21 protein-coding genes are annotated in these 19,006 nt (G+C 40.1%); 8 read left to right on the forward strand and 13 right to left on the reverse strand.

Translation table 11 applies throughout. From position 1 onward, the window contains the following. Nucleotides 1-14: 14 nt before the first annotated feature. Entirely contained in the window at nt 15-215 is a 201-nt protein-coding gene (locus BM192_RS00785) for a KTSC domain-containing protein (RefSeq protein WP_074586846.1), read from the reverse strand. A 42-nt stretch (nt 216-257) separates the two neighbouring features. After that, complete coding sequence (locus BM192_RS00790; protein ID WP_037437804.1) at nt 258-719, reverse strand: Lrp/AsnC family transcriptional regulator; 462 nt, start codon at nt 717-719, stop codon at nt 258-260. A gap of 225 nt (nt 720-944) precedes the next feature. On the opposite strand from BM192_RS00790, the gene BM192_RS00795 reads away from it, so the two are divergent. Together BM192_RS00795 and BM192_RS00800 are read left to right on the forward strand one after the other, a co-directional pair. Next, a complete protein-coding gene (locus BM192_RS00795; RefSeq protein ID WP_037437802.1) occupies nt 945-1,826 on the forward strand; it encodes a sigma-70 family RNA polymerase sigma factor in 882 nt (293 codons plus the stop codon). Between the two features lie 3 nt (nt 1,827-1,829). Beyond that, nucleotides 1,830-2,210, forward strand: a complete 381-nt coding sequence (locus BM192_RS00800) for a hypothetical protein (RefSeq protein WP_037437801.1) — start codon at nt 1,830-1,832, stop codon at nt 2,208-2,210. A gap of 116 nt (nt 2,211-2,326) precedes the next feature. Here the strand turns inward: BM192_RS00800 and BM192_RS00805 are convergent, their stop codons facing one another. Further along, nucleotides 2,327-2,647 (reverse strand): hypothetical protein, encoded by a 321-nt coding sequence (locus BM192_RS00805; protein WP_037437799.1) that lies wholly within the window; start codon nt 2,645-2,647, stop codon nt 2,327-2,329. A 180-nt stretch (nt 2,648-2,827) separates the two neighbouring features. On the opposite strand from BM192_RS00805, the gene BM192_RS00810 reads away from it, so the two are divergent. Continuing rightward, a complete protein-coding gene (locus BM192_RS00810; protein WP_037437798.1) occupies nt 2,828-3,640 on the forward strand; it encodes a mechanosensitive ion channel family protein in 813 nt (270 codons plus the stop codon). Nucleotides 3,641-3,646: 6 nt separating this feature from the next. On the opposite strand, the gene BM192_RS00815 is transcribed toward BM192_RS00810, so the two are convergent. The 5 genes from BM192_RS00815 to ribD are packed head-to-tail and all read right to left on the reverse strand — an operon-like array spanning nt 3,647 to nt 8,316. Then, on the reverse strand, nt 3,647-4,876 hold the full coding sequence (locus tag BM192_RS00815; protein WP_037437797.1) for a multidrug effflux MFS transporter: 1,230 nt from the start codon (nt 4,874-4,876) through the stop codon (nt 3,647-3,649). A 13-nt stretch (nt 4,877-4,889) separates the two neighbouring features. Then, on the reverse strand, nt 4,890-5,768 hold the full coding sequence (locus tag BM192_RS00820) for a nucleoside phosphorylase (RefSeq protein ID WP_037437796.1): 879 nt from the start codon (nt 5,766-5,768) through the stop codon (nt 4,890-4,892). A 31-nt stretch (nt 5,769-5,799) separates the two neighbouring features. After that, nucleotides 5,800-6,414, reverse strand: a complete 615-nt coding sequence (locus BM192_RS00825; RefSeq protein ID WP_037437795.1) for an IMPACT family protein — start codon at nt 6,412-6,414, stop codon at nt 5,800-5,802. Then, entirely contained in the window at nt 6,404-7,264 is an 861-nt protein-coding gene (locus BM192_RS00830) for an EamA family transporter (protein ID WP_037437794.1), read from the reverse strand. The genes BM192_RS00825 and BM192_RS00830 overlap by 11 nt, the downstream gene beginning before the upstream one ends. Further along, nucleotides 7,261-8,316 carry a bifunctional diaminohydroxyphosphoribosylaminopyrimidine deaminase/5-amino-6-(5-phosphoribosylamino)uracil reductase RibD gene (ribD, locus tag BM192_RS00835; protein ID WP_037437793.1) on the reverse strand — a complete coding sequence of 352 codons (1,056 nt, stop codon included), beginning with the start codon at nt 8,314-8,316 and terminating at the stop codon, nt 7,261-7,263. Before ribD ends, BM192_RS00830 begins: the two co-directional genes overlap by 4 nt. A gap of 80 nt (nt 8,317-8,396) precedes the next feature. Between ribD and prmC the strand changes: the two genes are divergently transcribed. Continuing rightward, on the forward strand, nt 8,397-9,239 hold the full coding sequence (gene prmC, locus BM192_RS00840) for a peptide chain release factor N(5)-glutamine methyltransferase (protein WP_037437792.1): 843 nt from the start codon (nt 8,397-8,399) through the stop codon (nt 9,237-9,239). Here prmC and xerD read toward each other — a convergent pair. Beyond that, complete coding sequence (xerD, locus tag BM192_RS00845; protein WP_037437790.1) at nt 9,236-10,135, reverse strand: site-specific tyrosine recombinase XerD; 900 nt, start codon at nt 10,133-10,135, stop codon at nt 9,236-9,238. The two genes, prmC and xerD, sit on opposite strands and share 4 nt — an antisense overlap. A gap of 43 nt (nt 10,136-10,178) precedes the next feature. Here xerD and BM192_RS00850 point away from each other — a divergent pair, with 43 nt between their 5' ends. Further along, nucleotides 10,179-10,598: a type II 3-dehydroquinate dehydratase gene (locus BM192_RS00850; protein ID WP_037437788.1), complete on the forward strand. Its 420-nt coding sequence runs from the start codon at nt 10,179-10,181 to the stop codon at nt 10,596-10,598. On the opposite strand, the gene BM192_RS00855 is transcribed toward BM192_RS00850, so the two are convergent. Further along, the gene (locus BM192_RS00855) at nt 10,573-11,598 is read right to left on the reverse strand and encodes a glycosyltransferase family 2 protein (RefSeq protein WP_037437785.1); all 1,026 of its coding nucleotides are present in this window, start codon (nt 11,596-11,598) and stop codon (nt 10,573-10,575) included. The two genes, BM192_RS00850 and BM192_RS00855, sit on opposite strands and share 26 nt — an antisense overlap. A 102-nt stretch (nt 11,599-11,700) precedes the next feature. Here BM192_RS00855 and BM192_RS00860 point away from each other — a divergent pair, with 102 nt between their 5' ends. From BM192_RS00860 to mgtE, 3 genes are read left to right on the forward strand one after another with little or no spacing between them, the layout of a single operon-like run. Next, nucleotides 11,701-12,315: a WbqC family protein gene (locus BM192_RS00860; protein ID WP_037437783.1), complete on the forward strand. Its 615-nt coding sequence runs from the start codon at nt 11,701-11,703 to the stop codon at nt 12,313-12,315. A gap of 3 nt (nt 12,316-12,318) precedes the next feature. Next, complete coding sequence (gene corA / locus BM192_RS00865; protein ID WP_037437781.1) at nt 12,319-13,437, forward strand: magnesium/cobalt transporter CorA; 1,119 nt, start codon at nt 12,319-12,321, stop codon at nt 13,435-13,437. Between the two features lie 5 nt (nt 13,438-13,442). Then, nucleotides 13,443-14,792, forward strand: a complete 1,350-nt coding sequence (mgtE, locus tag BM192_RS00870) for a magnesium transporter (protein WP_037437780.1) — start codon at nt 13,443-13,445, stop codon at nt 14,790-14,792. A gap of 73 nt (nt 14,793-14,865) precedes the next feature. Here mgtE and BM192_RS00875 read toward each other — a convergent pair whose 3' ends face one another. The 3 genes from BM192_RS00875 to BM192_RS00885 all read right to left on the reverse strand — a co-directional run bounded on the left by BM192_RS00875 (nt 14,866) and on the right by BM192_RS00885 (nt 18,782). Next, complete coding sequence (locus tag BM192_RS00875; protein WP_037437779.1) at nt 14,866-15,276, reverse strand: organic hydroperoxide resistance protein; 411 nt, start codon at nt 15,274-15,276, stop codon at nt 14,866-14,868. Nucleotides 15,277-15,321: 45 nt separating this feature from the next. After that, on the reverse strand, nt 15,322-17,484 hold the full coding sequence (locus tag BM192_RS00880; protein ID WP_037437777.1) for an FUSC family protein: 2,163 nt from the start codon (nt 17,482-17,484) through the stop codon (nt 15,322-15,324). A gap of 83 nt (nt 17,485-17,567) precedes the next feature. After that, nucleotides 17,568-18,782, reverse strand: a complete 1,215-nt coding sequence (locus tag BM192_RS00885) for a TCR/Tet family MFS transporter (protein ID WP_037437775.1) — start codon at nt 18,780-18,782, stop codon at nt 17,568-17,570. Nucleotides 18,783-19,006: the final 224 nt, after the last annotated feature.

Below are 19,006 nucleotides of genomic sequence, written 5' to 3' on the forward strand. Positions count from 1 at the left end.
CGAATTTTAGTAATTTATTTGTTAATGTGGTTAAAAACAAAGTGGTTTTTGATATACTTATTGAAGTATTTGCCCTTGGAACGGGCTATTAGCATTGCTTCATAATATTCTTCAGGCACATCAAGATATTGATACACATTACCAGAAAGAAAATTGACTGTCAATATTCTTTCTGAGTAATTGTAACTAAAACGCTGAATGACGGTAGAAGGCATGGATGTTTTCCAAATCAACTATCTGCATCTGAATTTGTTTGACTAAAAATGAAATCCGCTGTAGGGGATAATCTCATCAAGTTCAATATAATTCAGCACTCTTTCAACATGTGGAAAGCTCGCGATTTCTCGCTCTATTTCGTGAAATCTTGAAGTATCATTCGTAATGACTTTAATTTTTATATTATAACTCCCTGTAATAGATGTACAAGAACTAACTTCCCGGATCAGTAATAGCTTCTGCCGGAACTTCTCGATTACTTCCTTTGATGTGATGGTAAGTCTGAGATATACGTGCCCTAAGATATCCTGCTGAAGTTTTTTCCTATCAAGCTTTACAACTGTGCTGATGATTATTCCGCTTTGCTTTAACTTTTTAATCCTTTCGCTTATCGTACTGGTGGGCGAGTGCAATATGGACGACATCTGTTTATAAGGTCGATCTGCACTTTCCTGTAATACCCTAAGGATGGATTTATCTATATGATCAATTTTTCGTTTCATAATTAGAAATAAGTTTCACTGCAATAATAGTTAAAATAAAATAACCAGCGGTTACTAAATTAATTTTAGATTAAAATTCGGGAATAAAAACCGCTAAACGCAGTATTCAATATCCATTTCCGAACAAAATATTCTTATTCGTATGTTTATCCGTTTGTTTTTCAGTATAGGTACGCCTAGTTTCCTTACAGTAATTTTAAATCTCATTTTTGTGTAAAAAAATTTATGAGGGAAATAAAAATACTACCGTCAATTACGAATAGGGAACAGGATTCATTTAATAAATATCTAAATGAGATCGGAAAGATTCCGCTGTTGAGCTATGAAAGTGAAGCAGCTTTATGTGAGAAAATTAACCAGGGAGATACACGGGCGGTGTCTGTACTGATTAGTACCAACCTCCGTTTCGTAGTCTCTGTTGCTAAACAGTATCAGCATCGTGGACTAAGTCTGGGCGACTTGGTAAATGAGGGCAATTGCGGGTTGATCCGTGCTGCTGGCAAGTTTGATATTACCAAAGGTTTCAAATTTATATCGTTCGCGGTCTGGTGGATAAGGCAATCGATTCTATTGGCTATTTCTCAGCAAACCAGAACAATACGTTTGCCGCTGAATTTGATTAACGCAATTGCAAAGATTAATAAGATCAGTGCAGTTTTGGAGCAAAAACTGGAACGTCTTCCGAATCAGGCGGAGATCGCAGAGGAAATGCAGACCGAGGAACAAGAGGTTCTCATGCGGCTGATATACGCAAAACACTGTATTTCATTGGATAAGCGGCTGAATGAAGAAACTGGAAGTACCCTTTTAGATATCTACCCTAAGTCTTTAATTGGTTTTGATGAGAAAATTGACCTTCAGTCTTTTAACGAGCCGATTATTGGATTTAACGGAGTATACAGGCAACTGCCAAGGCAAGAGAAAGCAGTGATAGTAAGGTTTTTTGGACTGTTTGGTTACACTTGTTTGTCGTTGGATGATATTGCTCTGGAATTTAAGCTAAGTCGAGAACGGATCAGGCAACTGAAGGATAGTGCAATCAAAAAGATTAAATCGGGATTGAGAGCGAATACTAGTTTAACAGACCATCTAACCAAGCCTAATTAAGATATGCCTTATTATGATATGGCGGAAAGCCTAAGGGAAGAAAAATACCTGCATCAGCTGATTACCGATCTTGAAAAGAACCGGATGGACGATACCGAATATATAAATGAGACATTATTATCTGATGAGATCGAAAGGATCAAGAAAGCGGGAACCCGACACATTCTGATATTTGGTAAACATGCGGAGATCTATATTTCCGTACAGACAAGGTTGATCTTACATTTGGATATCAGGCTAATCGATCACCTTAGAACGCTCAAAGCCAGATATAGTGTCGCATATCAGCAAAAGGATCTGATCTTACAATGTGAACTGCTTCATGATGAGTTATTGCGGCTTGTCTGTTTCTACGAGCAACTGATTGACACGATGATTAAGTAAAGCTCAGGAATAAATTCTTAAAAGCCTGGAAGAACTAACCCAACCAGGGCTTTTAAGATATTTTGTGCTTGCATAATAAGGTACCAGGGAATAATGAGGTACCAGCATTTTCTCGCCTAAACAAAAGCTGGAACTGCACTGTCCGGGTCATTTCCCTGAATCTGATTCCTTCTGACATCATTTAGTTCTTTCGGTCGCTTAGGGTAGGTTTCTTTGATCCCTCTAACGGCATCAAACAAGAGGAACCCACCTAATAACGCTTCCTGAGCGCCCAAAATCGGGTGCTTAATGATGCTTCTGATACCTCGGTTAAGGATATATGCCCCTGCAATAATGGATACGACCCGTTTTGCAGTAGAGAGATGAGCTGTTTTATTGGTGTCTAATATTTTTTTTGCTGCCAATATGGTCAGATTATGAGTGATTTTGCTTAGCATAGTTTTAATCGAAATAATTTGTGTGTAATTGCCGCTAATCTGAAAAAATCAGGCTTAGTTTAAGCATATTATTTTAATTCAGATCGCTGTAAATGGAACATTCGTATTGAATTTTTTGTTTTGCGTTTTTAGAATAAATAAACCAGTTACCCATATAGACGTTGTATAACTGATTTAATTATGAAAAATCCAGAAAATAATACATCAGAACAATTCTATGACAAGGCGATAGACTGGGTCATATTAAAAGGCCCTAATATCTTAATCGGCCTGGTCTTATTATTTATCGGAATGTGGCTTATCAGGGTTTTTTCCCGTTGGATAAGAAAACGGTTAGTACGAAAGGATTTGGATCCTTCGGTCAAGCCATTCTTTATTGGTCTTTCGGTTACTGCTTTACGGATTCTGCTGATTTTTACAGTAATGCAGTTTATTGGTATACAAATGACCGTGTTTGCTGCCTTAATAGGCGCAATTGGTGTCGCTGCAGGTTTAGCCTTGTCTGGTACTTTACAAAACTTTGCGAGTGGCGTGCTGATCCTGTTATTAAAACCATTTAGGGTCGGTGATAATATTATTGCGCAGGGGCAGGAAGGAACAGTTACAGATATCGAGATCTTCTACACAAAAGTAACGACGTATGACAACCGTACCGTTGTGGTCCCGAATGGAAAGCTTTCCAATGAGGTAATTATAAATTATAGTTCCAAGGGAAGCAGAAGGCTGGATATAGAAGTCAAATTTAGCTACGGAATTGACTTTGAAGAATTGAAAAGGCAGATTAACGAGGTTATAGACGAATCTGGCGATATTCTGAAAACGCCTGAAAGACGTATAGCGGTTTCCACAATTGAAGAATCAGGATATAAAGTGATGATCAGTATCTGGTTAAATGCACATGGCTTTAATGACGCCAGATTGAAATTCCAGGAACTCCTTGTCAGGAAACTGAAAGAAGGCGGTCTACCACTCCCTGGAATTCAGGCCAAATAGGCCTGGTTAATGAAGTCCTCCGGTTAAAGCGGATGGATCGGCGTCAATTCTAATTTTGATATTTCGACGTCCCAGCGTCAGCATAGCAAGCGCTAAAATTGCAGAGCATGCCATAATACTCGTCATTGGAACCGAAGAACGTACGTCAAACAAGCTGACCGCAATAGATGCGATCGTTCCTAATCCCATTTGAATAGCTCCCATAAGCGCTGACGCACTACCGGCATTCTTAGTGAACGGTGCTAATGATAATGCTGATGCATTCGGGCTGGCAAAACCTACACAACCCAGAAAAATAAATAGTAAAACAACTGTTTCGGTAATCCCGTACCAGCCGAATATACTTCCAGCAAGAAAAAGCACGCCTGTAACGGTTTGGCAGATCAATGCTGCAAAGATGAGCTGCTCGCTGCTATATCTCCTTAAAAGAACTGAATTGACCTGGCTGGAACCAATAAGTCCTATGGAAAGAATAGCGAATATCCAGCCGTAATTCTCTTCGCTGAGTCCATATATATCCATAAAAAGCATTGGTGACCCTGCAACATAGGCGAACAGGCCGGAAAATGCAAGAGCACCTGTTAATGCATAGGTATAGAACTGAGGTTCTTTAATTACCTCAATAAAACCTTTTATAATCGGGGCCGGTTTTAGCGAGATATCGTTGTCCGGCTGATAGGAATTTGGCAACCCGAAAATACTGGTTAGCAGGTTCAGAATACCCAGCGCCATTAAAACAAGAAATACAGCATGCCAGCCAAAAGTGGAAGTAACATAACCTCCGACGGTGGGAGCCACCATAGGCGATACACCAACGACAAGCATTAGCAATGCGAATATTTTAGCATTCTCGTTCACTGGGAATAAGTCGCGAACCATCGCTATGGATGCCACAGCGGCTGCACAGCTACCTATCGCCTGAACAAAGCGCCAGATAATTAACTGCTCAATTGTATTTGCGTAAACGCAGCCTAATGAGGCTAAGATATAAACGAATAATCCAATGTAGAGAGGCTTTTTCCTGCCGAACTTATCCAACAGGGGTCCATATAATAATTGCCCGGCAGATATGCCAATAAAAAAACCAGATAAAGACAGAGAGACTCTGGCAACCGTGGTGTTGAGATCTTTAGCGATTGCCGGAAACCCCGGAAGATACATATCAATTGAAAATGGGCCTAATGCGGTTAAAGAACCTAAAATTAGAATCAGGACCAGTTTACTTTTTCCTTTCATGTTTTTTTGACGATTATGGGTTATAGTCAATCAGTTTTTCCAAAACTATTTGAATAGCAGCCTCTACTACCTGGTCTGGATTTTTACTGAACTGATAGTTAACCCGACTGGCTAAAATACCGTTAACAGACAGCGCTTTATGGCCTAAAGCTTTAGCAAGGGCATAGATACCTGCTGTTTCCATTTCTAAATTGGTAATCCGCTGATTCTGATAGTTGAAGCTGTTGATCGTGGAAATGAATCCGGAGATTGTAGATTTAGCACGCACTTGCCTGCCTTGTGGTGCGTAGAAGCCAGGAGCAGTAACTGTAATGCCTTTTTCCATACCGGAGCCAAAATGATTCAGTAAATCCGGATCGGCTGCAGTTAAATAGGGAAGGACTCCTTTAATCTCAGCAAAATGGGCTTTAGCTGCATGGAGAATATCCTTTTCATCGGCTGAATTATTCTGCTCATAATAATGCATTAAGGCATCTAAACCAAGTCCGTAAGACGACGCTAAAATAGTTCCCATAGGCAAATCTGCCTGCACTGCACCTGATGTACCTATGCGAATAATATTCAGTGATTTAAGTTTTTCATTAACCGTCCGCGTTTTGAAATCAATATTCACTAAGGCATCAAGCTCGTTAATTACAATGTCGATATTATCAGTTCCAATCCCTGTGGATAGAACAGTAATTCTTTTTGAACCTATATATCCCGTTTGTGTCAGGAACTCACGTTTACCTTTTTTAAGTTCAATCCGGTCAAAATGTTTCGTAATCGCCGGAATCCTTTCCGGATCACCCACGGTAATTACTGTATCAGCTATATCTTCTGGTAATAAGTTAAGGTGGTATACAGACCCATCTGGATTAATGACCAGGTCTGCTTCGGATATCTTTTCCATAGAGTATTTTAAGGCCGCTAAATTAAGGTTTTTAGACGGTGGCGAGATATTTTATTTCTACTGAACCTAAGTTTTCAAACTGCTGAAGAACCTGGTTCAACTGGTTCTTTCTGACTTCCAAATGCATGACACAATCGTTATCAAATTGTTGTGAAAGCACCTTAAGCTGCTGCTCTTTAATGATTCGCATGACGTCATTCATTGCGATGTATGCAAAGCTGATTTGATATTGGTCATTTACAGTTTTATCGACAATTTCAGATGCTGTAATAGACTCGTTAGCAGCATTTTTATAAGCGTTAATTAAACCAGGGACTCCTAATAATGTGCCGCCAAAATGCCTGACAACTACAATGAGCAGATTGGTTAGGTCAGCGGATAACATAGCATTTAATATCGGTCTGCCGGCAGTTCCGGAAGGCTCTCCGTCATCATTGATACGAAATACACTTCGATCCTGTCCTAAACGGTAGGCATAGCAAAAATGATTTGCTTTAGTGTGAATTGCTCTGAGTGAGGTTAGATAACCTTTAACCTCCTGGTCAGTTGTAATAGGGTAGGCATAAGCAATGAATTTGCTCCCTTTATCCTTGAACAGCCCTTCAGATGGTGCAGCTATAGTTTTATAAGTATCATCAAACAGCATGGTGAATAGATAGTGTGATTAGCAATATGGCCAGAAGTGCCATTGCGATTCCGAAATAATTGGTTTTGGACAGCTTTTCTTTGAAGATCAGTACTCCGACAATGCTGCCGGCTACGATTACACCCATATTCATAGCTGCAAATACAGTCGACGGTTCTGCTGATAGCGCACGGTGTGCTTTAAGATAAAACAAGATATTTCCGAAATTAAAGGCTCCCAGGATCAGACCGCAAAGCACATTGATTAACTGAAACTTTTCCCTTTTAATAAAAATCCGGTACAGGACAATGAGTATTGAAACGAGAAAAGAAATCAGAAAAATACTCACCAGCACGGTGGTGTATGGGATAACTAAATGAGAGGCCAGCTGTTTAAACAGTACATCCACTACGCCAAACCCGATGAATACCAGAATCGGAAAGATAAAATGCTGACTCTTACTTTTCCCTGAGTGTTTCATCAGAATCAGGATGATGGCTGTAAACCCTGCAACCAGTCCGGCGATTTTTAAAGTATTAAAGCTTTCACCGAAAAGATATAATGCCGCAATAATCGGGATAAAGAGTGACAGGCGCTGCGCAATATCCGTTTTTACTATTCCAGCCTTGCTAACTGAGGACGCCAGAATCAAAAAAAGTAAGGGTAGAATGATTCCCAGTGAAAGCGACAGCAATGGAGGAGCCTGTAATAACTGTGCTGGTTCTGGTCGGAAAAAGAACAGACCAAGGGCAGCTGCAGCTACGTAGTTAAAACTAACGGCCTGTAGAACATTGATTTTGTACCTTCTGGCCAGTTTCAATAAAATGCTGACAATAACACTGCAACAAACACTAAACAGAATATAGATCATGTGGTAAAAGTATTAGTGTAAATAGTCAGCTGGTCTTTATCAATGGTAGTCAGAGAGGTAATGTTTCCATTTATCTGAGGGCTCAAAGTTCCTGTCTTCCAGCTATCTGTTCCGGTAAAAACTCGGGCTTCATCCCAAAGACCGGATGATATAAACTGCTCCAAAATATGGGCACCTCCTTCAATAATTATAGACTGTATATCCATCAGATAAAGCTGGAAAGCAATCTTCTGCGGCAGATAAAAATGCATATCTTCCATTTGAATATAATGTATATTTCCTTCAACTGTGGTTTTCTTCTCATTAAAAATGACTGTTTTGGCCAGATCGTTAAAGATTTTGGCGGTTACAGGAATCTCCAGGTTTTTGTCAATAACGATACGTATTGGATTTTTACCAGGCCATTCTCTCGCACTTAATTGAGGATCATCGGCAATAACAGTTCTTTTTCCAACTAGAATGGCATCTTCTTCTGTCCGCCATTGATGTACCAATTTCTTTGAAAGCGGACCGCTGATCCATTGCTGGACGGCATTTTTTGGAGAGAAATAGCCGTTTGCTGTTCTTGCCCATTTGAGGATAATATAAGGCCTTTGCTGTTCTATTCTAGTAAAGAATCGTCTATTTATCCATTTACATTCTTTATCAAGGACTCCTGTCTGCACTTGGATACCTGCATCTTTCAATTTTGAGATACCCTTTCCATTAACATCAGGAAAAGGATCAGTATTGGCAACTATGACTTTTCCTAACGCGTGTTTGATTAGAAGATCTGCGCAAGGCGGCGTCTTTCCAAAGTGGGCACAAGGTTCTAGCGTTACATAAGCTGTCGCGTCTTGAAGTAAGGCCGGGGCATTCGCTCCATGCTGGCTGAATACGTGGTTTATTGCATTTACCTCTGCATGGGCTTCTCCGTACTTTTTGTGATAGCCTTCACCAATTATTAACCCGTCTTTTACAATTACGCATCCGACAAGTGGATTTGGACTTACAGCTCCCTGACCTTTAGTGGCCAGTTCCATAGCACGTCTCATATATAGCTCATCACTCATAACGCAAAAGTAAGCCAATTAATGCTCAAAATAAATTTTTAAAAATATGGCGACTTAAATAATAATTACTTTTGGACTTTATGAAATTCAAAGAAATTGAACAGCTATATCTAGAAGGCCTGGTAGGACAATACGATTTAAATGAAGTGAAAGGTGTTTTTTCGTTGGTAGTGGAAAGTATTTGCGGGTGGTCTATAAACCAAATTAATATTCACATCCATCAGGAGGCTAGTATTTTAGAATATAATAACTTGATATCTGCTTTAGCTGAATTAAAAACAGGAAAGCCGGTGCAGCACGTTATTCATGCTGCCTGGTTTTATGGAAAGCAATTTGAGGTAAATGCAGATGTGCTTATTCCAAGACCAGAAACAGAAGAGTTGGTCGAATGGATACTACAGTCATTAAATACCAGTGCCGACCTATTAGATATTGGGACGGGTAGCGGATGTATTGCCATTACAATCAAATCTAAAAGAGCGGATGTAACTGTCAGGGCTATGGATGTTTCCAAAGATGCATTGGCCATAGCCAAGAGAAATGCAGCATTGCATCATACCGATATCGAATTTCTTCAGGAGGATGTCTTAAATTATACTACCGAGCAAAATTTTGATGTTATCGTCAGTAACCCGCCGTATATAACCCAACAGGAGAAGCAAGAGATGCATAATCATGTTTTATTACACGAGCCTCATCTCGCGCTGTTTGTGACGGATGAAAACCCACTCATCTTTTATCAGGCTATAGCCGACCTCGCGATGAATGTGCTTAAACCGGAAGGCTATCTGTTTTTCGAAATCAACGAGTACCTTGGGAGAGAAATGATGGATATGCTAAGAGATCGGAATTTCACCGATATTCTGCTAAAAAAAGATATGCAGGGCAAAGATCGGATGATCCGATGTAAAAAGGTTGCTTAAGATCGGGGATGGTACTGTGTAACAACTTCTTTAAGGTAATCTCTGTCCAGGTGGGTATAAATTTCGGTAGTTGTAATGCTTGAATGGCCAAGCATTTCCTGCACTGCCCTTAAATCTGCACCGCCTTCTACCAGATGTGTGGCATAGGAGTGACGGAAGGTATGCGGGCTGATACTTTTACTCAGTCCAACATGGGCAGCCAGTGCTTTGATCATTGTAAATACAGATATCCTGGATAATTTTGTCCCTAATCGGTTTAAAAAGATAAAATCTTCATTTCCACGTTTTATATGGAGATGAACACGTACCTGGTTTAAATATATCAATGTATACTTCAGTGCCTGTGCACCGATTGGGATAATACGTTCTTTGTTACCTTTTCCGATTACATGAAGGTATTCTTCGGCGATATTAATATCAGAAACCTTAAGCGACACCAGTTCGGATACCCTCAAACCGCAACCATACAGCATCTCCAGAATTGCCTTGCTACGGACACCTTCTGGCTTGGAGAGGTCTATGCCGTCAAGCAGGCTATTAATCTCCATGATATTCAATACATCCGGGAGACTCCTGTGCTGGCGTGGAGTTTCCAGGTCTGAAGTAGGATCTGCATTGATTAGCTCCTCTAGTAAAAGATAATTAAAATAGGATTTAATGCCTGATATAACCCTTGCCTGGCTACTGGCAAACATACCCATCTCACTGAGATACTGGATAAAGCTGTGCAGGTCTTCATTTTTAATTGCTTTCACCTCAAATGCCTTTCCTTTGATCTCCAGGAATTCGGCTAGTTTTTGCACGTCATGAAGATATGCCTCTACAGAATGGGCTGATAGACGCTTTTCCAGCATTAAATAAGCTTTATACGAAGACCGGTTAGGATACTTAATCACACAAAAATTTTATTTTAATTATTTTAAGGCTAAGTTTGAAGGGATGAAGATACAAATTATTAACGGCCCTAACTTAAACCTGCTGGGGATACGCGAGCCAGGTGTTTATGGAAACAGAAGTTTTGAAGATTACTTTCAGGAGCTTAAGGCAGCTTTTCCTGAAATTGAACTGACTTATTTTCAAAGTAATGTAGAGGGTGAACTGATCAATTGCCTGCATGAAGGTGGGTTCTCACTAGATGGTTTTATTTTGAATGCTGGTGGTTATACACATACCTCTGTAGCGCTGGCAGATGCTATTTCAGGAATAAATACACCTGTGGTAGAAGTCCATGTCTCCAATATTTACGCCCGTGAAGAATACCGGCATACTTCGTTAACCGGTAAGAATTGCAAAGGTGTGCTGACGGGTTTCGGCCTCGATGGTTACCGGTTAGCTATCGAAAGCTTTTTAAAGCCGTAAATTTCTTCAGTCCCTGAATAAAAAAGGCCCAGACAATACTTCCGGGATATACGCCTGTATGTCTGGAAAATGGCAATTGCGTACCTGCTCTTTTGGATGCAGTTCTTCTGAGCTGTTTTAGAAATTCAAAATGTGCTTTGCTTACAGCTGCAGAAAATCGGAATTCACCTTTTGCAGCAAATTGCAGCCAAGCGATAAAATCAAGAGACATGCGAATGAAAAGAGCGAATGGCACCTCGGCAAGAGGGAGGTTCTTCTGCATAATCATCAGGTTGTTTCGAAAGTTTAAATAGGCTTTATAAGGATTTTTAGCATCCAGCGTCGCCCCGCCGACATGGTAAACTTCTGCCTGTGGGCAATAAATGACCTTCAAACCCATATTCTTCAGTCTCCAGCAGAGATCAATCTCCTCCATATGTGCAAACAAGTCTGGATCAAGGCCTCCACTTAGCTTCCAATAATGGCTTTTGATAAAAAAGGCAGCGCCACTAGCCCAGAATATTTCTCTTTCTGCTTCATATTGCCCGAGATCAAATTCGATTTGGTCAAAGATTCGCCCCTGACAAAATGGAAAAACATTCCTATCAAGAAAACCGCCTGCTGCACCGGCATATTCAAACTGTGTTTTATCTTTCTGCCATTTAATCTTAGGCTGTGCTGCTGCAATAATTAAGTCAGACTCCATTGCTTTGATAACCGGTTCTATCCAATTCTCGGGTACTTCAACATCTGAATTGAGCAAAACCAGATAATCTGCAGTAACATGATTGAGAATCTGATTATAACCCTCGGCAAATCCATAATTCCGGTCATTTTCGATAATCCGAATTAAGGGGTAATTCTCGCGAACGTAAGTGACTGAATCATCTGTAGACGCATTATCGCCGAGGACAATTTGTAAGTTCGGATATACAGACCTACAGACGCCGGGCAAAAACTTTTCCAGAAGAGATTTACCGTTCCAGTTCAGGATGACTACAGCGACACTTGGTTCAGACATGCGTATAATAGTGGTTTCGTTTATAAAAATAACAGGCAATGTCCAAAAAGCCTATTTTTATGATTATTTTGCCGGATTAAAAATGCAAACATAGATTAACCAATGCACAATTCAGCTATTTTTCCTCTTTTTTATCTTCCGCCAGTAAGTTATTTTTCGGCATTCAAGAAACACGATTTCTCCGTATTACTGGAAAAGGAGGAACACTTTCCTAAACAGACTTTCAGAAACCGGACCAAAATCTACTCTCCGAATGGAGCACTGGATCTGTTCCTTCCGGTTATAAAAGGTTCGAAGTACCATACTAAAATGAAGGATGTTAAAATCAGTTATGATTTTAAATGGCAAAGGCTGCATTGGCTCAGTATGGAAAGCTGTTACCGTAATTCTCCTTATTTTGAATTTTATGAAGATGGTCTGGTGAAATTCTATGAGCAGAAATTTGAATTCTTGTTCGATTACAATCAGGAATTGCTTTCGTGGATCTTTAAACAACTTAAACAGAGCCCCAAATTCGGTTTTACAACAGAATATATTGCAGAAGCTCCGCAGGAGCTGGATTATAGAGTGAAAAATAAGTTCCGATTGTTGGATAATGAAGCCGGAGAGGTAAAACAATACCATCAGGTATTCGCTGAAAAGCACGGATTTATGTCAAACATGAGCATTGTTGATTTGTTATTCAATCAAGGGCCTCAGGCTAAAAATTACATTTAAAGAATGGAAAAAAAGGTCAAGTCCAGAAAAAAGAGAGAAAAGTTTAAATTACCTAAAGCGGGCTCCAGTCCTGGACTTGTATATATAGATGAGAATGCATTACAGCCTAAAATTGTCCTGCACAAATTTAATCAGGCTGGCTTTGAGACTAAAAAATTAAATGATCTGAACAATCTGTCTCAGCTCATCAGTGATAAAAGCTTTACATTCTGGATTGAAATTAAAGGTTTCAAGTCAGAAAAGATGTTTGAAACCATTAGTGATGACCTTCATATCAATAAACTCGTCATCGAAGATATTACCCGGACCTATCAGCGTCCTAAAATGGATGAATATGATAATTACATATTTGCCGTTAGCAGAATGTTGCTGCTCGATGATGAAAAGAACCTGGAAAATGAGCAATTATCATACATTCTGACCGATAACATGCTGATTACTTTGCAGGATAAATACGAAGACTGCCTGGAGCCTGTGAGACAGAGACTCAGGGCAGGTAAGGGAAATATCAGGGCTGGGGGGAGCAGTTATGTATTCTATGCAATAAATGATACTATTATTGACACTTATTTTGAAATCCTAGGTATTTGGGGCGATGATCTGGATACTATTGAAGACAGGCTTTTTGACAAACCTGATCGCACTATCATGTTTGATACGCAGATGATAAAAAGAAACCTAATTAGTATCAGAAGGGTCGCCTGGCCGGAGCGTGATAAGTTAAATGATATGCTCCGTACGGACAATCCACTTATAACGGAGGGAACCAAATTATATGTCCGTGATGCTTATGATCACTGTATACAAATCATTGATATTATTGAATCTCTCAAGGAGATTTCAGCAAGTAATATAGATATGTATCTTTCTATAATCAGTAACCGGATGAACCAGATTATGAAAGTATTGACCGTTATTTCGTCTATTTTCATCCCGCTGACATTTATCGCCGGAATTTATGGAATGAACTTTGCCAAAGAAGATCCGGTTACAGGGAAGTTAATGCCCTATAATATGCCGGAACTTTACCAGTCCAACGGTTATTTGGTTACGATACTTGTCATGTTGTTTATCGCAGTAGCGCAGGTACTCTATTTCTGGAGAAAAGGTTGGTTTAAATAAAAACAATGCAGTCTTACGAACTCAATAAAACTGACGTCTCTAATATCAAGAAAGCGCTCAAGGGCGATGACGCATACTTATCTGTATTGTTGAGTGAATACCATGCTTCAGAAATCGCCATCTTATTTGAGAGTTTAAAAATGGATGACAGGGAGAGAATACTCAACCTGCTGGACGTGAAAATCGCTTCCGATGTAATTTCTGAAATGCATGAAGAAACGCATCCGGAGGAATTATTACTCCAGATGCATCCTGAAAAACGGACAGAGATTGTAGAAGAGCTCGATTACGATGATGCTACCGATATTATTTCGCAGCTCGAGGAGCATGAGCAGAAAGAAATCCTGGGTGATCTTAACGAAGATGATGCAACACATATCCGTAAGCTCCTTACTTACGATGAAGACACCGCCGGCGGCTTAATGAATACCGAATACATTAGTATTCAGCTGCATTTATCTAAGAAAGAAGCGATCGAGGAAATTATTCGTCAGAGTGAGGCAATCGAGGAGTTCTATACGATTTTCGTAGTCAACAAAGATCATGTATTTAAAGGGATTGTCTCTTTAAAAGATATAATTAAATCAAGGGGTGACATTCAGATAACCGGCCTTTTGAAAACTGATGTAGCTTGGGTAAGACCAGAAACTGACAGGGAAGAGGTCGCCAGATTAATTTCACAGTATAATATTACCAGTATTCCAGTTCTTGATCACGAAAATAGGCTGCTTGGAAGAGTAACATTTGATGATGTTATTGACGTAATGGAGGAAGTTAACACCGAAGATATCCTGAAAATATCAGGGGTTTCTGAAGATGAGGAACTTAGTGGTAACTGGGTTGAGGCCGTTAAATCAAGGCTTCCCTGGTTAATTATTAACCTGGGTACAGCATTCTTAGCTTCTGCGGTGGTCCGCAGTTTTGAGCCTACTATAGCTAAGATCGCCGTGCTTTCGGCCTATATGACGATTATCGCTGGTATGGGTGGTAATGCCGCTACACAGGCTTTAGCTGTTACTGTCCGTAGGATCTCGCTTTATGACCTTACGGATAAACAAGCCTACCGCACTGTGTTAAAGGAATTTACTGTCGGATTGATAAATGGCGCGGTTACCGGCCTGATTGTTTTTGTTTTCGCGATAATTTTCGATGCGAACGCTATGTTAGGTGTTATTATTTTCCTGGCTATGACGGGTAATCTTTTAATAGCTGGTGTCACAGGGGCTGGTATTCCATTGGTGCTCAAAAGGGTAGGGATAGACCCCGCAATCGCGTCCTCTATTATTATCACCACCTTTACCGACGTATTTGGGTTCATGCTACTGCTGGGATTAGCAAGCAAATTGTTGCTGTGAAAAAAGTACTTAAAAAGAGGAAGTCGGGATATTTTCCCGACTCCCTCTTTTTAAGTATTGATAATTTCTACCGTTAAACAGCTGTAACTCTTGTCTCAATATTACCTCGGGTCGCTTTTGAATAAGGGCAGGCTTTATGGGCTTTGTCTGCCAGGCTCTGAGTTTCTTCATGACTAATTCCCGGAATATGTACATCTAGCTCTGCAGAGAGTACAAATGCATTACCATCCTGGTTAAAGGCTACCTGTACATTCACTGTCGCTTCAGACACGTCAACACCCTGATTTTTTGCTACCGCTGCCAAAGCCCCAAGATAGCAAGGGCCCCATGCTGCTGCAAATAATTGTTCAGGATTAGTTGCACCTCCCTGACCACCCATTTCTTTAGGTGTCCTTACATCAAACTCTATTGTTCCGTCACTTGATTTAATATGGCCGTCACGGCCGCCGCTCGCAATTACGCTCGCTGTATATAACTTTTCCATAAAATGCATTGTTTAGTATATTAACAATTCACGAACGCATTAGTTTCACAATTTGACTTTTTCGGAAAGTTTATAGATATCATATGCGACCTTCTGGATTTGATCAAACTGGTCCACAATCATTTGTTCTTCGCTATTTAATTGTATCTCGTCGGTCTCATCTTTACTTTTTATTAGCGGTACATTATTAATTTCCCCTGTTTTATTGTCTAAAAATAAAGCGGTCTGATTAAGTAGATAAATAGTGTTATTAACTACCGGGCGAAGCTCCTCCGGTTTGGAGACAGAATACGCGTGTTCTTTAGTATAGAGTGACAAAGTAGCGATGTAAGAGGAGAGAAGGTGGTTTAACGCCGTAAATTGATGCATCTCCTTCATGAGTTTCTGCTTACTTTTAGGCTCTGAGAACATTCGCTGAAACAGCGAAGCCAGATTTGCAGAAGTTACATAGACTTCCTTTCTGGCTAGTTTATAGCTGGTCAGGTTATGTTCGGTATTGAAATACAGATAAGTTACCTGTTGATAATATTCCAGATTTGCGGCTAATGTTTTCAGCATGGCCTCTTTCAGGTTTTCATGTTCCCAATTCGGAAATAGCGTATAGCTTCCTAATACAGCGATTGCAGAGCCAATTAATGTATCAAATATTCTTTCTCTCGCCAATGATAAGCTTCCCAGCCCTAAAAAGTCGAACAATACTAATATATACGGTGTCATAAATAGCACGCTGACAATATAATTCTTGCGCAAAAAGCTATACGCACCGATCATGCAGATGATAAGAATCACAAATAGCGTATTCTTATCATGGATATAGACCAAGATCACCATACCGATTACTGCGCCGATCACAGTTCCGATCAATCTGTGATAATTTCGCTGTTTAGTAAGGCTGAATCCCGGTTTGGAGATCACCAGTACGGTTAGTAGGATCCAGTAACTATGTGAAGAATTTAAATACTGAGCCACAAGAAAGCCAATTAGCATCGCAATTGATACGCGCATTGCATGTCGGAAAGTCGCGGAACTAAAGGTTAAGTTCTCGAAAAACAGCTTCTTATCCATTTGCTGCCTGTTGATAAACCGCTCAGTTTCAATTTCCTGGTTCTTAAGATTCTTTTTTTCCTTTTTATTGAAGTAACCATTAATCGTCTTAACCCTCGAAACTATATTCTCAATGTTTACCTCAATATTCTTTAAAGCAATTAGCCCCAGCGTGTTAAACCTTCCGTCAACATTATCTTTTTCCAGCTGCGTGATTTCCTCTTTTAACTGCCTTACTTCTTCGATTAAACGAGTTGGCGCGCGGGGAGTACCACCTGTTTTCAAGGCGAATGCCACTTCATCGAGTTCATAAGCTATCCGGTTAATCATTAGCTCATACTTAGAAAGAATCCCGATAGAATCGAACTGGCTATGCAAACGATCGTAGTTATAGTATGTGCTCATAACTTGTTCGAACAGGTCGACCATATCAACAAATACCAATAATAAAAACCGGCCTTCCGGTGTCGAATCCCGGACTATTTCCCGTGTTTTAAAAAGCACTTCTCTGACTGCATCCTGCTTCTCATGAACCTGAACTTGTAATTGAAGTAAATCTGCGTAATTATCTTCATAATCAACATTTTGATGATAGAATTTCGCCTTTGCTCTCAGGAATTCACTCACCTCATGTATCGAATCACTCAAGGTTTGCTGCACAACTCTATAAGGCCTTAGGCGGTAAAAAAAGTAACTCAGGAATGAATACCACACACTGCCTGTAAAGATGAGCAGAGAGTAGACGATGACTTCTTTCCAAGGACGTACATCATCAATACTTAATACCATGACCAATAATGCTGCAGTACCGACAGCGGCTGCTCTTGTACCATATAAAATAAACATGGAGAAGATGAAACTACAGGCGACCAGTACAATGCCAACGAAAAGCGTGTTCACATTGGTAAGCCCGACAAGCAGAGAGCACACCGTGATTAGTGCCGTAGTGACCAGCATCGCATTACGACGATGAATAATCGGGCCTGGCGTATCAACCATACTTACACAAAGTGCGCCCAAAGATAATGTCATGCCGTACTTAAGCATTCCGAATTGAGCCATAATCAGCGAGGGGAGAAGCACCCCAAAAGTAATCCTTAAGCCATCTGCAAAATAGGTACTCAGTAAAAAATCTTGTATGGTGCGAATTGGACGGTTTAACATTTTAGGATATACGGTCTAGAAAAACATCTAATATCTTAGTCAGAACAATAATCTGACCGGTTAAGAATATAAACAAAAAATATTTAAGAATGATATTTTTTCAAGGTCGATGAGCAGATAAATATACCCGCCAATGTAAGAACAGCTGCCATTATAAAAGGTGCCCCTGGAAAATATACAGAACTTGATGCACTGCTGAAATAAGCAAACAGATTGGTCATAATTAAAGGGCCTACAATCGCCGAAGCACTCATCAGACCAGCCATTACACCCTGAATCTCTCCCTGACTATCAGCTTTTACCTGATTAGAAATCAATCCTTGCATAGCTGGTCCGAAAATACCCGCCAGGCCATATGGGAGTAAAAACGCATACATCATCCAGCCTTCACTGGCAAAAGCAAACAGGACAAATCCACCCATATAAAGAATCAGGCCATAAAATACGGCCTTAATCTGTCCAATTTTAGGGATGATAACCCGGATAAGGCCGCCTTGAACAACACCGACAACTAATCCTGCAAATCCCAGGGAATAACCAACTGCTTTTTCAGTCCATGCAAATTTCTCCATCGTATAGTAAGCCCAGCCAGACTGCACTGCATGGCTGGCCAGATACAGTAAAAATAAGGTTAAAAGTAAACCGCCAAGCGCAGGATATTTTTTCACCTGGAGCAATGAGCCTACAGGATTTGCGCGTTTCCAGTCAAAATTCCGTCTGTTTTCCGGAGCAAGTGATTCCGGGAGAATGAAATAACCGTAAAGCCAGTTAAGCAGTGAAAGACCTGCAGAAATTAAGAATGGAACTCGCAGACCATATTCACTAAAAAGACCGCCTATAACAGGTCCGACTATAAATCCGATACCAAATGCGGCACCAATCAATCCAAAGTTCTGTGCCCGTTTTTCTGGTGTACTTACGTCTGCGATATAAGCCATTGCTGTAGTAAAACTGGCGCCAGTAATTCCTGCCAGAATCCTGCCAGCGAATAACCAGCCAATGGTTGGTGCAAATGCCAGAAAAATATAATCTATGCCTAATCCAAATAACGAGGCAAGCAGAACCGGCCTGCGGCCATATTTATCACTAAGACCACCTAATACAGGTGCACTTAAAAACTGCATAGCAGAATAAGACAACGTAAGCCAGCCACCATAAACTGCTGCGACGCTTAGACCGCCGCCAGTCATTTCTTCGATAAGTCTGGGTAATACCGGTATGATTACGCCAAAACCTGTGAAATCAATTAAAAGTGTTATAAATATAAATCCGATAGCAGATTTTTTAGGAGCAGCCATTTCAAAAAGCGTTATAATTTGATTAAGGATCTAATCTAGACATAATCGGTTAAGCCATAAAATATTTGAAAAGGAATTATGCTATAAATCAAAAAGGCAGCTTAAAAAGCGGTATCTTTTATTAGTATATAATTAATATTATGTTAAGTATAAAATTACATACTTCCCCATCAGGCATAAAAAAAGCACAAACTATTCGGTTTGTGCTTTTAAAATATTAGCGT

The sequence above is a fragment of the Pedobacter antarcticus genome (assembly GCF_900112985.1).
GTDB lineage: Bacteria > Bacteroidota > Bacteroidia > Sphingobacteriales > Sphingobacteriaceae > Pedobacter > Pedobacter antarcticus.